The sequence below is a fragment of the Paraburkholderia sp. HP33-1 genome, assembly GCF_021390595.1.
In the GTDB taxonomy this organism is placed as follows: domain Bacteria; phylum Pseudomonadota; class Gammaproteobacteria; order Burkholderiales; family Burkholderiaceae; genus Paraburkholderia.
Window position 1 is genome coordinate 393,977 of sequence record NZ_JAJEJR010000003.1, and the last position, 14,325, is coordinate 408,301.

Below are 14,325 nucleotides of genomic sequence, written 5' to 3' on the forward strand. Positions count from 1 at the left end.
CACTAGGATATTCTTTCCTGATCGCGGTTAGGATGTTTGCGCTCCCGATCCTGCCGCCAAGGATGCTGGACTCCTGCTGGTACCGATATGTATGAGGCGCTCATTGCCTCTCCATGATCACCGGAGAAAGTTTTTCTCTCAGAATCAGAAATATAGATAGAAGGGACAAGTATCTCTAACGGAGTCGTGCTGTCCTCCAGTGGAAGCGAAGCTGCCGCTCATACCGCTCTGGGTCCGATTTCAGGAAAGCTGACCATAGCCACCGTAGGCGGAAAGTTGTGCCAGCGGCAACTTTGGCCGAAACGCGCGCGTTCTACGTGGTGGCAAGAACCTTCCAAGTATCTCATTCGGACGCAAGGTTTTCGTTGAATGTCGTACGCCACAACTCGAACATCGCGTTTTTTCCCTCAAGAGTTTGACTCTGGAATCCTCGATCGTTGAGCACCGCTTCGAGAGACCGAAGGCAACTTGTTATTTCGGGGAATCTAGTCAACATTTTATCGATGTAAGCTTTGGCCGGCTTTGAGAAAGTGCTGCCTGCGCTGACCAGAGCGTGCTGCAAACGGACGTTATCCGTCACGAGTATGTCCGGTGGAGAGTCCTTGTCTGCCAACTCACAGATTGCTTTGTGCTCCCAGGCAGATCCGGGATTGTCGAATATCCTGAGGCATAAACAGGAGGGGCGTGGAATTTCGAACACGAATAACCAGCTGGCAGAGGGAACGCCTACATACTTACCGGCGTATGTGGTGATAAACCAAATCCGAGTGTCATTGCCAAAATCGGCGAACTCCAATTCCATGTATGGCAGTTGGACCATTTGCTTCTCCGTGAGATGAGGGTTCGAAAAACATTACTTCACGGATTCTCGATGAAGGGATGTTAGTCTGTTAGGATCGCAGGGTCCATTCCGAGGAGCTTGTCCCCGATTTTTCAATCAATGTTAATTCACACGAATTTGAAAGAACGGGATACGAAGTCAGAACTTCTTCGACAGTTGCGCATATCTGTCGACAGTAGCGGTAGGTAAGTGCCTAAGGACTGGACCGTTTGGGCGCTTGACTCTTCGAGCTATGTGGCTGTACTTGTGTGATGGCTGTTGGTCGACATGGTTTCTCTAGGAAGGGCTGGTGTGGTTCGTCGAACGGTCGTCCCACCGTCCCCCACCGAAAGTCTGCAAAGGTCGACGAGCATCCAAGACGGAACGCTTGGAGTCAATCGGTCACAAGCGTCATGTCTGACATCTCTTCCGGTCTACTGATGTATTTGTCTCGATTCAACGCCGGCTAACTTCGTGTCGGAAAACTCCCCTCGACAAACGCCCGCGCCTCGGCCTGTCCGGTGCGCGCATACGCCGCCGTCGTCTGCACTGACGCGTGTCCCAGCAGCGCCTGCGCGACCGGTAACGGCACGCCGTGATCAACCACGAGCGTGCGTGCATAGCCGTGCCGCAGCCAGTGGGTGGAGGCGGCCTCCAGGCCCGCGCGCATCGCAGGGTCCTCCACCGGCACACGGGTCGCGGACAAGGCAAATAACGCCCGGACCTCGTCGTAGAGGCCGCTCGGTCCCAGCGCCCGGCCGCGCTCACTGTGGATCAGCGGCAGGCGTTCATCCGCGGGCGGATCGGGCGGCAGTCCCACCGCGCGCCGGTACGTCCGCAGCGCAGGCAGACAGGCGGTGGGCAGGGGGATCGCACGCAGCCGCTGGCCTTTGCCCAGCACGTGCAGGGTCCACTGTCCGGCCTCATCGACTTCCACGTGCGGCAGCGCCCGTTCCTCATCCCAGACCAGTTCGGCGAGCCGCACGCCGGCGAAGCGGTAGAGCGCCCAGATCGCGCAGCGCCTTAGCCAGAGAACCGGCGGTATATCGGGTGGCGCGTCCCCGGCGGCGACGGCATCGCAGTGGGTGAGCGCGGCGTCCGGGAGGAACCGTACCGGTGTCCAGGTCATGCGCGCGCGACGCCCGGCGGCGAGTCCCTCGGCCGGATTGACCGTCAGATAGCCGGTGCGGTGCCACCACGCGAACAGGCTCGAGACGGCGGCGAGCGCCCGGGAAACAGTCGCCGGCGCCGACCGCGTGACGTTGCCGGCCGGATCCGGCCGGGGCGCCTGCAGCGCGTCCCGGTACGCAATCAGCTCCTGCCGGGTGAGATCCGAGAAGGGGCCCAGGCGCTCGTGCCGGCACCAGGCGGCGAGGCGGCGCAGCTCCGTCACGTACGCGCGCCGGGTGTGCGGGGAGTGCGACGCGCGTTCGCGCAGGAAGAGTTTGACGGCCTGCCCATCGTCGGCCACCCCCAGGGTGTTGGTGAGCGGCACCGGATTCGCGAAGCGTCCGGCGCGCGCGAGCCACGCCGGCTCTACCCCGGCGGGTAGCGGCGCGAGATCCTGGCTGACGGCCCCGGCGCGCGTGACGGGTGTGCTGTTCTGTGCTTCATCTGGCGTCGCGGGACGGAAGCGCCGACGGTGCTGCCGCAGGGTGCGCTCGAGCACGGTGACGTCGGAGGGGGCCGAGGCTTCCGGCGCGACCCGCAACCGCCCGCGCTCCCAGTATTCGATGGCGGCATCGTGCTCGAGCAGCAGTGCGAACACGGCGGGGTGCTCGCGCTTCGCGTCGGCGAGCGACGGGCAGCCGCGCTTGAGCGCCGTAAGGGTCCAGCGGGTATACAGCGGGTGCCCGAGCGCGTGGGTCAGGTATTCCAGTGCGGCATCCACGGAGTCAGGCAGACGCTGTGGGGGGCGGCAGCCGGTGTCGAGCCAGTCGGACGGGTTCATCGCGCTCTCCTGGGTGACGCCGGCTTCGGGCTGGCGTGGCCGGCGTGCGCGGTGGGGCGGCGGCCCGGCCGGCGGACGGCGGTGGCGGCCTCTTTCGTGGCGGGTTTGCCCAGCAGCGCGAGCGTCTGGCGTTGCTGCTCCACCACCGTCGTGAGCGCGGCCGCTTCGGCCGCCGCCTGCTGGTGTGCCTGGCGCTGCTCCGCCAGTTCCGTCAGGAGCCGCTCGCGCAGCGACTCGAGCGCGCCCACACGTTCGGCCGCGCGGGCGATCTCGCTCTCGAGGCGTTGCCGCTCGGTCTGGAACGTCTCGCGCTGGTGCGCCGTTTCCCGCAGCAGTTGCCGGGACAGGCCGTCGTAGCGGGCACGTTCGGTGGCCAGTTCGCCGGCGTGCTGGCGTCCGGCCTCGGCCGCCGCGGCTTCGGTGTGCGCGAGCTGCGCACGCAGCGCGGCCGCCCCGTCCTCGGCGGCGGCGCACCGTTTCCCGGCCGCCTCAAACCCGGCGCGGGCGACCGCCAGCGCCGCGTCGCGCGCGCTCAGCTGCGCGCGCACGTCGGCGAGTTCGACGCGCAGCAGTTCGACCTTCAGCCCGGCGTTGCGCTGCGCCTCGACCGAGGCTTCCACCCTGGCTTCCGTTTCGTGACGCAGCCGCACGATGCCGTCGAGCTGCGTCGCGACCGCGGCCTCCCACAGCGCGCGCATCTGCGCGGCGATTGCGGGCGGCACGTCGGGCACCGCGAAGCCGGTCAGGCCCGCCTGCACGATCTCCGCCTCGATCGCATTGAGATGCCGCGAGAGCGTCGCGGGGTCGCCGGCGCCCAGACGCGCGCGCAGCTTGCGCACGGAAACAATTTTGCGGAAGCGCGCGTCGGAGGCGGGCGCGGTCTCGCCGGCCTCGGCGAGCATCGCGAGGACGGTGGTACGGATCGCATCGGGGGTGACAGCGGCGGGGCGGGCCATGGCGGACTCCGGCAAGGCACTGCGGCGCGCCGGGCGACGGGCAAAAACCCGCTGCATGCAGCGCAGGGCGGGATTTCCACATTAGATTACGCACAAGCCTGACGCAAGACAACCCGATTTGTCGTGACTAAAGATGGCCATGCCGCGATAAACGCCCTTATCACGGCCAGCGCGATGCAGGGCGGGGCGCAACCGCGCGGGTGGCCCGGCGGCCCGTCAGCCGGTCAGCCACTTTTGCTAAGTGTGGGCTACCGCATCGACTAGCCCAGACTGCGGATCGACATTGCACGCATTGATGTGCATCTTCTGTGGCGCGGCGGACTGTTTGGCAATCGTCCAATACGGACAGCGCAACTGCGCGAGTAAGCTGGATCAGCAGACGGGAGGAAGGTGCGCATATCCGTACAACATGTGCCGGTCACATCTATGCGCAAGATATTCCTTGAACTGCCTGGAAAGGCGCGGCAGGACCAGCCAGAACTCAACGACGAATATACGATCACGGTGACGCGGCCAGACGGTCTCGCGTGTACTGATGACGAGGCCCGGCTGATCCTCGTTGAGTGCCTTCGCCACGGGCCCCGTAGGCGACGCAAGGTCAAAGGTTCCGAGCAGCAGCAGTTAGAGGCCCGTGGCCAGATGCGCCTGATGGACTGAAATCGGTCGACTCCACACGGGCGCGGTGACGACTAGCTTTTGCAGGTATCAATTTCCTTGCGCACGAGTGGGTGCCTGTGGCAAGCGACGGCTCAACTCCGTAATCCGACGGACGGCCTACGCGCAGAATTCGGCCGGAGCCGTCATTGGGATGGGCTGGGTTCTACCCAGCAATGTGGCGGCTGATTGCCGACGATGGCGGCATCGAGCAACCCGGTGGCAGCATCCTGCATCAGTGAGCTCACACCCCCGATCTTAAGCGGCCCTTCGACTCGATGCGAGCGCTATGGCAGCTTCCAAACTGGAACTGCCAGGGGGTTTAGCTCAGGCGATGACCTTCTGCTCCCCGGCGGCCTGCTCGCGCATGCGACGGGCTTCGTCGCGCAGGAACTGCTGGTAATCGTCCAGATCGCCGTCGAAGGGCTCGACGCCACCCTTGGTGACGAGCCAGAACTCATCACATACGGCGCGCAACAGGGCCCGGTCGTGACTGACCAGCATCACCGTGCCTTCGAATTCGTTGAGCGCCATGGCTAGCGCTTCGCGTGTGGCCAGGTCGAGGTGGTTGGTCGGCTCGTCGAGCAGCAGCAGATTGGGGCGCTGCCACACGATCATGCACAACACGAGCCGCGCCTTTTCGCCGCCGCTCATCGTGTTGACCGCCTGATGGACCATGTCGCCACTGAAGTTGAAGGTGCCGAGGAAGGTGCGAAGCGATTGTTCGGTACCACTCTGGCCGGGCGCGCGCATGTGCGGCGGCGTGTCCTTGGCAAGGCGGATCATGTGTTCCATCGGCGTGTCGAGCGGACGCAGCACGTCGAGTTCCTGCTGTGCGAAGTAGCCGATGTTCAGGCCTTTGCCTTCGCTGATTTCGCCGGCAATCGGCGCCAGCTCGTGCGCCACCGTCTTCACCAGAGTGGACTTGCCTTGGCCGTTGGCGCCGAGAATGCCGATGCGCTGCCCGGCCAGCACGGATCGGTTGATGCCCCGCACGACGACCGTCGGCGGCGTGCCCGGCGGTGCGCCGGTCGGCGCTGCGTAGCCGAAGCTCGCGTCCAGCATCGACAACAGCGGGTTCGGGACGTTGAGCGGCTCCTTGAACTCGAAGTTGAACTCTGCGTCGGCAAGCACTGGTGCGATCTTCTCCATGCGTTCGAGTGCCTTGACCCGGCTCTGCGCCTGCTTCGCCTTCGAGGCCTTGGCCTTGAAACGGTCGATGAATTTCTGCAGGTGGGCGATCTTGTCCGCCTGCCTGGCCATCGCGGCCTGCTGCAACACCAGTTGCTCAGCGCGCATGTCTTCGAACTTGCTGTAGTTGCCGCCATAACGCACGAGCTTGGCGTTGTCGACGTGCACCGTCACCTGCGTCACCGCGTCGAGGAATTCGCGATCGTGGCTGATCACTACCAAGGTTCCTTGATAGCGCTTAAGCCACGCTTCCAGCCAGACCAGCGCGTCGAGGTCGAGGTGATTGGTCGGCTCGTCGAGCAACAGCAAGTCGGACGGGCACATGAGCGCGCGCGCCAGTTGCAGTCGCATGCGCCAGCCGCCGGAGAAACTGTTGACCGGCTGGCTGAGCTGCGCAGCACTGAAGCCAAGGCCCTGGATCAGCGCCTGGGCACGTGCGGGGGCATCATGTGCACCGGCGTCGTGCAGGGCCATGTAGGCGTGCGCCATGCGCATGCCATCGTCGCTGGCCTCAGCGGCGGCTACTTCGGTCTGCGCAGCCAGCAGTACGGTGTCACCCTCGATTACGAAGTCGGTCGCACTCTGCTCGGTCTCCGGCATCTCCTGCGCGACCTGGCCCATCTTCCATGCTGCGGGAATCGAGAACTCGCCGCCGTCTTCGTGCAGCGTGCCGTTGAGAAGGCCGAAGAAGGATGACTTGCCGGCGCCATTGCGGCCGACAAGGCCAATCTTTTCGCCGGGGGTGAAGGTGACGGAGGCGCGGTCGAGTACGACATTGACGCCGCGGCGCAGCGTGAGATTACGGACGGAAATCATAAGGAGCTACTTCGGAGAGGATAGGCATGATAGCCGACCGGACGTACAGGGCTGTCTCTTTTCTGGATGCTCGAGAGAAGAGTCGCTTGCGCTTTGCGGCGCCCTCGGCCACAAAGCGAGGCGGGCACTGGCGCACCGGGCGTTCCGGCTGCAGGGCCAGCGAACAGACGGTGAGTGACGGCTCCTGGCCGATAGCACCAGTTCGATGAAGGTGCCGCCGTGAGGATGTTGGAATTCTCAATGGCAGCTTTCAGGCGGTTCGTGAGAACGCGTACTTCTGGCCACGAAGCGACACTCGCGAGACGTTGACATATGACTGAAATTCGGCGCGTTTCGGTCATTTGACCCATTTGATATCGGCTACCCACTCCGTCTGCGGAATACGCCAGACACGCGCACCGGGTCGAATCTCGGAATGCTGCAGAGATAGGAATCTCAGACGAACGTCCGAACCGCCGCCGCCTCTGGCCAGAATGCCGTCGCGAATGGCTGACGATACGTGCTGAAGCGAGGGCGACCAGCATAACCATCTCGCTTGGGTTGCGTTGCTGATTTCGTATCGTGTAACGGTCGACCACCTTCGTGTTGCAGTCGCCACTGTCAAACAAACCGCTTCAAGATTTCTGCTTTTCCAGCTGCCATCCATGTCGTCCAGTTGTTTGCATCAAAGCCTCTACTGGCATGATGTGCGACTTGGAAACAGGCAAACGGGTTTTCTTTAGCCTCTCCATCGGAATAGCCTGTCCAGACGTTGAGCAATCTGCGCTTGTACGGGCGTGGCATTGCAACGTCGGCCCGTTCTTGCCCCTCTTCCCACCCATCTCTTGTACCGGGCAAATAGCCCCAAAGGTTGAGACCCATAACCAACACGGCATGAGGATTGTGCGTCCGGATAACTTCACTGAATGCGCCACGGGACTCGGTGAATTGCCTCGTCGTTGGACGAACTTGTGCGTTTGGCATGCTCTCACGGACAAAGTTATAGAACGCCACAGTGTTCCAAAATCGTAACCTTGCATCGTAGCCAAGCTGAGGTGAACCGGTCATCAATCTTTCAGCGGCGGTGCAAATGTCATATCGCATTGGATCCCAGCCGTCCTGCCGATCGCCGTTATGCGCTCGAATCATCCATTCGGTTTCACGCGGTTCGTTTTGGCGTAGTCCGTATCCAGATTCACCGAGAATGAGCCAACGGATCTTTTGGTCCTTGTATTGGTTACCGACCCACGGGTGATAACGTACTTCCGATGAATAAATTGCAGCCATAGCGGTCCTCTGGTGACGCAGTTAAATACCAAATTGAAACACCGCTAGACGATGTAGCGAGCAGCCAGTTGTTTTGCGTGTACCGAAAACTCTGCTCGAAGATCATGTGGTTCCCGCACTTCGACACGACTGCCAAAGCCGAGCAGCCACCACCTCAAGGGTTCATCATTTTCCACTGTTGCCGAAACTTCAAAAAGCGTACTGTCGCCTACGGGCTTGATAGTTTGATCGAACGAAAGCGGTGTCTCTCGTAAATGTTCCACCGCTACCGGGTCAAACCACGCGACCAATCGTATAGGTCCCTGCGAGTGATATTGGCCAGCACCTTGAACGTATTGCTGAAAGTCGAACCCTGGCGGAGATTTGCGCGGCTCGGAGAGAACTGTCGTGTTTGTAAGTCGGTGAAGTGCGATTTGCTGAACGTCGGTGTAGTCAAACATGGTGACGATCAGATACTGCACGGGTCCTCGGACAACAAGCCCAAGCGGATTCAACACTACTTCCTTTGCCACATCGCTGCCTTTTGAGCGATATCGGCCCGTGAGGCGGAATTTGCGTGCCAGCGCTTCCTGCGCGTCATTCAGCACTCTCGCATCAATCTTGGGCGCTATAAGAGCAAGCGACGTGGGAATCACTGCAGTTTCCCTGTGCCAATGTTTCCAGCCAGTCTGGGCAACCTACGGTGTTCGATAATCATCGCTGTTCTCATATTGGAAAGGCAGTGTGCTGACGGCAACACCCCTATCCTCGTCCGTGAACGGCGAGCTTGGCCCTGATTGTTTGCTTGATGGAAATCTTTTTGTATTGGGACGTGTCAGCGTCAAGAACGGATCGGGAAGCTGTGGATTGCTTTCTTGATGCTTGCGGCAGCGGATTGCAGTTGACGGGAAAGGGTGATTACTCGGCTATCCGACATGCGGTTGTCCACGGCAGCCACGCTGACCGCCGCAACCGGATTGTCCAGCGTGTCGAGGATCGCGACGCCGACCGCGGTTGTCCCCAGCGTGACCTGGCTGTGAATCAGCGAAAAGCCCTGCCTCTTACAGGCATCGATCGCGTTGCGCAGGGTCTTTTCATGAAGTGCCTTGTACGTGCCATAACGGTGGGTGAGATAGTCGATGGTTTCCTCGCGTTCGTCCTCGGGTATCGCCGAGAGGATGGCGAGGCCGCCCGCGCCGAGTCCGAGCGGGCGACGACTCCCGACCTCCAGCGTCATGACGCGAATCGCCGACGGACCTTCGTAACGGTCTTCGCAGACAGATTCATTGCCGCTGCGGACCGTGAGGTAGACGGTGTCGCCAATCTCTTCTGCAAGCTGCGTCAGGATTGGACGGCACGGTTGCCGCAGATCATAGATTTGGGAGGCTGCGAGCCCGAGTTCGAACGCGAGTGCGCCGAGTGTGTAGCGCTTGTTCGATTCACGCTGGACGACCATGCGCTCCTTGATCAACCGACGTAGGAGCCGATGTACGGTGGAATGGGGTAAGTTGGCCGATTCGGAGATCTGGGTGAGCGCTAGCCCATAGCGGCCGGCGGTTGCGAGAAGTCTCAGCAGCTCGAATGTGCGTTCGATGGAACCGGGGTCTGCGCTCTGTTTCACTGCGGTCCTGGATCGCATGTTCATTGAGTGGAAATGATGGCGTGTGGTGTACGGTCGCGGCGTAGATTGGCAGGTGTCTGAAGTGTCGTCAATCCTTCCAATCGGTGGAATCTAGACTATGAAACTTGCATCGCTGAAAAACGGCACCCGTGACGGTGCTTTGATCGTGGTGTCGCGCGATCTCATGCGCGCCGTGACTGCGGCGGATATTGCCCCGACGTTGCAGGAAGCGATCGAAAACTGGAACGATGTCGAACCGCGCCTCAAGGCACTCTACGAAGCACTCAATGCCGGTACGGCAAGCGGCGCATTTGCCTTTGTCCAGTCGAAGGCTGAGTCGCCGCTGCCGCGCGCCTACCAATGGCTGGATGGCAGTTCGTATCTGAGCCACGTCGAGCTCGTGCGCAAGGCGCGGGGTGTCGAGATGCCGCCGTCGTTTCTTCAGGACCCGCTGATGTATCAGGGCTGCTCGGACTATTTCACGGGGCCGCAGGATCCGGTCTATATCGCGACTGAGGAATGGGGCGCGGACCTCGAGGCCGAGATCGCGGTGATCACCGACGACGTACCGATGTTGGCCACGCCGGAGCAGGCCAAATCGCATATCAAGCTGCTGATGCTGCTCAACGACATCTCGCTGCGCCACGTGATTCCGGCAGAGCTGAACAAGGGCTTTGGTTTCGTGAACGGCAAGGGCGTGACGGCGTTTTCGCCGGTCGCTGTGACGCCGGACGAACTTGGTGCGGCATGGGATGGTTCGAAGATCAGCCTGCCGCTTACGGTGCATATCAACAACGAGAAGCTCGGTGCGCCGCTCGCGGGTGTCGACATGTACTTCAATTTCCCGCAGCTGATCGCGCACGCCGCGAAGACCCGCACGCTGGGTGCTGGCACCGTACTGGGTTCGGGCACGATATCGAATCACGATCGCAGCAACGGTTTTTGCTGCATTTCGGAGAAGCGTGCGCTGGAGACTGTCGAGCACGGCAAGCCGGTCACGCCGTTCTTCCATTTCGGAGATCACGTGCGTGTGGAGATGTTCGATGCGCAGGGCGCCTCGATCTTCGGCACGATCGACAACGAGATCCAGAAATATCAGGGTTGATCGACCCGGGATCGACAAAGAGACCGTATGTCCGCAGACAAAGGGGCATGCGAGTTCGGGGCGCGTGAGATGCCGCCCCGCAACGTGAACAGAGAGTCGCGAGCAAGCAGATGAGTACCCAGACATCGCCGCACGGCCTTATCTACATGAGCGGCCTCGGTAACCAGTTTTCTACTGAAGCTATTCCGGGCGCCTTGCCGGAAGGGCGCAATTCGCCGCAGCGTGCCCCGCATGGCCTGTTTGCCGAATTGCTGTCCGGCGCGGCGTTTACCGCGCCGCGCGTGGAGAATCGGCGCACGTGGATGTACCATGTACTGCCTTCGGCCATGCACGACGCCTATCGGAAAATCGAGCAGCCCGCCTGGGAGTCGGGACCTTTTGGCGAAGTGGATACACCGGCGAACCGCTTCCGCTGGGATCCGTGGCCGGCTCCGACGGCACCGACCGATTTTCTCGACGGTATCGTGACGATCGCGGGCAACGGCAGCCCCGAAGCACAGTCGGGCATAAGCGCGCACGTCTACCGTGCCAACGCCTCGATGACGAACCGCTATCTGCTGAATGCCGACGGGGAAATGCTGATCGTGCCGCAACTCGGCCGGCTGACGATTCGTACCGAGCTGGGCGTGCTCGGCCTTGCGCCGGGCGAAATCGCCGTGGTGCCGCGCGGCCTGCATTTTGCGGTCGATCTGGACGACGGCGAGGCGAGCGGCTATATAGCCGAAAATTGCGGTGCGCCGTTCCGGCTTCCGGAGCTGGGCCCGATCGGCTCGAACGGCCTGGCGAATCATCGGGACTTCCTGACGCCGGTCGCCGCTTATGAGGACGGTCCGCGCGATGTCAAGATCGTGCGCAAGTTCCTCGGCAAATTCTGGGAAGGCATGCAAAACCATTCGCCACTCAACGTCGTTGCGTGGCATGGCAATCTCGCGCCCTACAAATACGATCTGGCCCGGTTCATGGCGATCGGAACGATCTCGTTCGATCATCCGGGTCCCTCGATTTATACGGTGCTGACTTCGCCTTCCACGGTGCCCGGAACTGCAAATTGCGATTTCGTGATCTTCCCACCACGCTGGCTGGTTGCCGAGGACACGTTCCGCCCGCCTTGGTTCCACCGCAATGTGATGAGTGAACTGATGGGTCTCGTGTATGGCGTCTACGATGCCAAGGCCGAGGGGTTTGTGCCGGGTGGCGTGAGCCTGCACAACTGCATGATGCCGCATGGTCCGGATGCAACGACCTTCGACAAGGCCAGCAGCGCGGAACTCAAGCCGCACAAGGTCGACAACGCGCTGGCTTTCATGTTCGAGAGCTGCCACGTATTCAAACTCACGCGCCGCTCACTCGAGGCAGTCAATCGCCAGCTGGCCTACGACACGGTCTGGGACGGTTTTGCAGTGCCCAAGGTTTGAGTCGCCGCGGTCACCGACAGAATCAATTGAACTTTTGCGGTGGGTAAAAGAGTCATGGATACATACGACGCAATCATCTCGGGTTACGGCCCGACCGGCGCAACGGTGGCCAACCTGCTTGCCACGATGGGCATGCGCGTGGCAATAGTCGAGCGCGACAAGGACATCTACGACAAGCCGCGCGCGATCACCGCCGACCACGAGACGCTGCGCGCTTTCCAAGCGGCCGGCCTGGCCGAGAAAATCACGGAAGATACCTGTCCTCATCCCGGCACCGACTTCATCGGTGTCGACGGGCAGGTCATCAAACGTTTCTATCCGCTGCCGGCGCCCGGTCCACTCGGCTGGGAGCCGACCTTTATGTTCTACCAGCCCACCCTCGAGCGTGTGCTGAGAGACGGGGTCAAACGCTTCGAATCGGTCGATGTACTAGTCGAACACACGCTCATTTCTCTGCGCCAGGATGCTGAAGGGGTGGAGGTCGACGTCACTGGTCCGGGTGAGTTGAGCAAGACGCTGCGGGGCAAGTATCTGCTTGCGTGTGACGGCGCACGCAGTGCGGTGCGTAGCCAGATTGAGTCCACCATTTACGATCTTGCATTCGATGAATCGTGGGTGGTGGTCGATGCTGACTTGCATGACGACGTCGTACTGCCCGAACGATGCGTGCAATATTGCCGTCCCGCGCGCCCGGGCACTTACATCGTCGGGCCCGATCGTCTGCGCCGTTGGGAGATCAAGGTACTGCCGGGAGAGGCGCCAGAGTCCTTCAACGACCCGGAGCACCTAGAGCGTGTCCTCTCGACCTTTGTGGACACGAGCGGTGTCAAAGTCAAGCGCGTTGCGATCTACCGCTTCCACGCCGTCGTTGCCGAAAAATGGCGTGAAGGCCGCGTGTTTCTGCTCGGCGATGCGGCTCATCAGATGCCGCCTTTCATGGGACAGGGTTTGTGTGCAGGGGTACGGGATGCCTACAACCTTGCCTGGAAGCTCGACGCGGTGTTATGTGGCAAGGCCGGGGATGCATTGCTCGATACCTATGGGCAGGAGCGCCGCCCGCACGTGCAGACGGTCGTCGAAACCGCCAAATCCTTCGGCTTGATCATCGGCGAACTCGACGAGCAGGCCGCCCGCGAGCGGGATCGTCGTCTTGGCGCGGAGTTGGCGGCCGGTACGGCACAGACGATTCGCCAGTCGTTCATCCCGGGCCTGGAAACCGGTCTGCTGTATCGGGATGTGATCGGTACGCTGAGCACCGGTGCGGGTAAGTTGTTTCCGCAACCATGGGTGAGCAGCGAAGGCGTCGGTCGGATGCGCCTCGACGATCTGGTGCGTGGCAATTTCTATGTCGTCACCCGGGATCGGGCGCTTGCGGCGGCCGCGCGCGATTCGCTCGGCGTGGCTGCATCCTTGAGCGATGTCAAGGTCGTTTGCGTGGTGGACGAGGGGCAGGGCAGCACGAATCTCGAGACAGAACTGATTGCTGTCACCGAGGAGTTGGATCTTGTGGTGCGCTGGCTGACCGAGACGAGAGCCGTGGCGGCAGTGGTTCGTCCCGATGGTTTTGCCTATGGCACGGCGCGGCATCAGGGCGAGTTGAAGGACATGATCGTATCGCTCGGCAGGGCGCTCACGTTTGCACCTCATCCTGAAGAGCGGGCAGCGGCTGTGTGATGACCAGGCCAGAGATCGGCCTGGGACAAACATAAATGCGCGGAGACGAAGCAGATTGATTGCTCGTTCCGCGCACTCGAGCGAGGACGGAGTTGGCCGTGCTGTTCGGCGCTGGTCGCTTATAGCAAGGAGCGGTTGCAACACGAAGGCATCGACGTCGTGGTACCGACCTATCACACGCTTTTCAAGTCGATCTATTTCTTCGACCCGAATGGCCACCGGCTCGAATTCGTGTTTGACGAGGATCGCACGCCAAAAATGCACCTCAGCACGCAGCTTGCGCGCATGGGAGTGAACGTGCTTCAGTGACCGAAAACTGACAGGACGAGGTCGCGTACACATCTTCCTGCATCCGGACACAGCGGAGAGCGTTGGGCACACAGGGGCTTTTTGCGGTGTCTTAAATGAATAGGATTACTATGGAGAACTTTGATTTTGTCGTTGCTGGCTATGGCCGGCCGGCGCCACGATGGCCCATTTGCTCGCGCGCCCGGGGGTACCGCGCGACCGTCATCGACAAAGAGATAGGCATTTTCCCGAGAGGCCGCGTGCAATAACTGCAGATCGCGAGGTGATGCGCATCTTCTCCTGGAGTGCAGCGTGGCGGAGGAAATCGCTGCCGATACCGTTCCCCACCCTGAAACTGACCATATTGTCCTGCAGGGGCAAGTCATCAAGCGTTCCTACCCCATTGCATCGGTACGGCCGCTGACATGGGAGCCGAAGTTCATATTCCTGCAGCCTGAAGTCGAACCAAGTTGCGCAACGGTCAGCCGCGCTATGGCATGAATATCAGCGAGTTTCTGGGCCGTAAGCTCGTCGACTTCGCGCAGGACATCGAGGGTGTCGATTTGCGCTTGAGGTGCATTTCCGACGG

Annotated in this window: 12 protein-coding genes and 1 pseudogene; 6 read left to right on the forward strand and 7 right to left on the reverse strand. The window is 61.3% G+C overall.

Annotated features, from left to right (window positions below; genetic code table 11):
• Positions 1 to 343 precede the first annotated feature (343 nt).
• The 3 genes from L0U81_RS28825 to L0U81_RS28835 form a co-directional block, all read right to left on the reverse strand.
• The gene (locus L0U81_RS28825; RefSeq protein WP_233808649.1) at positions 344 to 820 is read right to left on the reverse strand and encodes a hypothetical protein; all 477 of its coding nucleotides are present in this window, start codon (positions 818 to 820) and stop codon (positions 344 to 346) included.
• A 466-nt stretch (positions 821 to 1,286) separates the two neighbouring features.
• On the reverse strand, positions 1,287 to 2,771 hold the full coding sequence (locus L0U81_RS28830; protein ID WP_233808660.1) for a tyrosine-type recombinase/integrase: 1,485 nt from the start codon (positions 2,769 to 2,771) through the stop codon (positions 1,287 to 1,289).
• Positions 2,768 to 3,727: a DNA-binding protein gene (locus L0U81_RS28835; protein WP_233808662.1), complete on the reverse strand. Its 960-nt coding sequence runs from the start codon at positions 3,725 to 3,727 to the stop codon at positions 2,768 to 2,770. Before L0U81_RS28835 ends, L0U81_RS28830 begins: the two co-directional genes overlap by 4 nt.
• A 426-nt stretch (positions 3,728 to 4,153) precedes the next feature.
• Here L0U81_RS28835 and L0U81_RS28840 point away from each other — a divergent pair, with 426 nt between their 5' ends.
• On the forward strand, positions 4,154 to 4,384 hold the full coding sequence (locus tag L0U81_RS28840; RefSeq protein ID WP_233808664.1) for a hypothetical protein: 231 nt from the start codon (positions 4,154 to 4,156) through the stop codon (positions 4,382 to 4,384).
• A gap of 324 nt (positions 4,385 to 4,708) precedes the next feature.
• On the opposite strand, the gene L0U81_RS28845 is transcribed toward L0U81_RS28840, so the two are convergent.
• The 4 genes from L0U81_RS28845 to L0U81_RS28860 form a co-directional block, all read right to left on the reverse strand.
• Positions 4,709 to 6,388, reverse strand: coding sequence for an ABC-F family ATP-binding cassette domain-containing protein (locus tag L0U81_RS28845; protein ID WP_233808667.1), 1,680 nt, complete (start codon positions 6,386 to 6,388; stop codon positions 4,709 to 4,711).
• Positions 6,389 to 6,988: 600 nt separating this feature from the next.
• Complete coding sequence (locus L0U81_RS28850; protein WP_233808669.1) at positions 6,989 to 7,654, reverse strand: hypothetical protein; 666 nt, start codon at positions 7,652 to 7,654, stop codon at positions 6,989 to 6,991.
• Between the two features lie 44 nt (positions 7,655 to 7,698).
• Positions 7,699 to 8,289, reverse strand: a complete 591-nt coding sequence (locus tag L0U81_RS28855) for a helix-turn-helix transcriptional regulator (protein WP_233808678.1) — start codon at positions 8,287 to 8,289, stop codon at positions 7,699 to 7,701.
• A gap of 185 nt (positions 8,290 to 8,474) precedes the next feature.
• Positions 8,475 to 9,254, reverse strand: coding sequence for an IclR family transcriptional regulator (locus tag L0U81_RS28860; RefSeq protein WP_233808680.1), 780 nt, complete (start codon positions 9,252 to 9,254; stop codon positions 8,475 to 8,477).
• Between the two features lie 118 nt (positions 9,255 to 9,372).
• Here L0U81_RS28860 and L0U81_RS28865 point away from each other — a divergent pair, with 118 nt between their 5' ends.
• The 5 genes and pseudogenes from L0U81_RS28865 (at position 9,373) to L0U81_RS28885 (ending at position 14,237) form a co-directional block, all read left to right on the forward strand.
• The gene (locus tag L0U81_RS28865) at positions 9,373 to 10,359 is read left to right on the forward strand and encodes a fumarylacetoacetate hydrolase family protein (protein WP_233808682.1); all 987 of its coding nucleotides are present in this window, start codon (positions 9,373 to 9,375) and stop codon (positions 10,357 to 10,359) included.
• Between the two features lie 110 nt (positions 10,360 to 10,469).
• Positions 10,470 to 11,774 carry a homogentisate 1,2-dioxygenase gene (gene hmgA / locus L0U81_RS28870; protein WP_233808684.1) on the forward strand — a complete coding sequence of 435 codons (1,305 nt, stop codon included), beginning with the start codon at positions 10,470 to 10,472 and terminating at the stop codon, positions 11,772 to 11,774.
• A 54-nt stretch (positions 11,775 to 11,828) separates the two neighbouring features.
• On the forward strand, positions 11,829 to 13,448 hold the full coding sequence (gene mhpA / locus L0U81_RS28875; protein WP_233808686.1) for a bifunctional 3-(3-hydroxy-phenyl)propionate/3-hydroxycinnamic acid hydroxylase MhpA: 1,620 nt from the start codon (positions 11,829 to 11,831) through the stop codon (positions 13,446 to 13,448).
• A gap of 123 nt (positions 13,449 to 13,571) precedes the next feature.
• Positions 13,572 to 13,709 (forward strand): annotated as a pseudogene (locus L0U81_RS28880) (VOC family protein); the annotation flags it as partial.
• A gap of 339 nt (positions 13,710 to 14,048) precedes the next feature.
• Positions 14,049 to 14,237 (forward strand): hypothetical protein, encoded by a 189-nt coding sequence (locus tag L0U81_RS28885; RefSeq protein WP_233808690.1) that lies wholly within the window; start codon positions 14,049 to 14,051, stop codon positions 14,235 to 14,237.
• Positions 14,238 to 14,325: the final 88 nt, after the last annotated feature.

What these genes read in the sequence shown, in the direction of transcription:
- L0U81_RS28825 (WP_233808649.1), bottom strand. Translation starts at nt 820, where the DNA reads ATGGTCCAACTGCCATACATGGAATTGGAGTTCGCCGATTTTGGCAAT.
- L0U81_RS28830 (WP_233808660.1), bottom strand. Translation starts at nt 2,771, where the DNA reads ATGAACCCGTCCGACTGGCTCGACACCGGCTGCCGCCCCCCACAGCGT.
- L0U81_RS28835 (WP_233808662.1), bottom strand. Translation starts at nt 3,727, where the DNA reads ATGGCCCGCCCCGCCGCTGTCACCCCCGATGCGATCCGTACCACCGTC.
- L0U81_RS28840 (WP_233808664.1), top strand. Translation starts at nt 4,154, where the DNA reads ATGCGCAAGATATTCCTTGAACTGCCTGGAAAGGCGCGGCAGGACCAG.
- L0U81_RS28845 (WP_233808667.1), bottom strand. Translation starts at nt 6,388, where the DNA reads ATGATTTCCGTCCGTAATCTCACGCTGCGCCGCGGCGTCAATGTCGTA.
- L0U81_RS28850 (WP_233808669.1), bottom strand. Translation starts at nt 7,654, where the DNA reads ATGGCTGCAATTTATTCATCGGAAGTACGTTATCACCCGTGGGTCGGT.
- L0U81_RS28865 (WP_233808682.1), top strand. Translation starts at nt 9,373, where the DNA reads ATGAAACTTGCATCGCTGAAAAACGGCACCCGTGACGGTGCTTTGATC.
- hmgA (WP_233808684.1), top strand. Translation starts at nt 10,470, where the DNA reads ATGAGTACCCAGACATCGCCGCACGGCCTTATCTACATGAGCGGCCTC.
- mhpA (WP_233808686.1), top strand. Translation starts at nt 11,829, where the DNA reads ATGGATACATACGACGCAATCATCTCGGGTTACGGCCCGACCGGCGCA.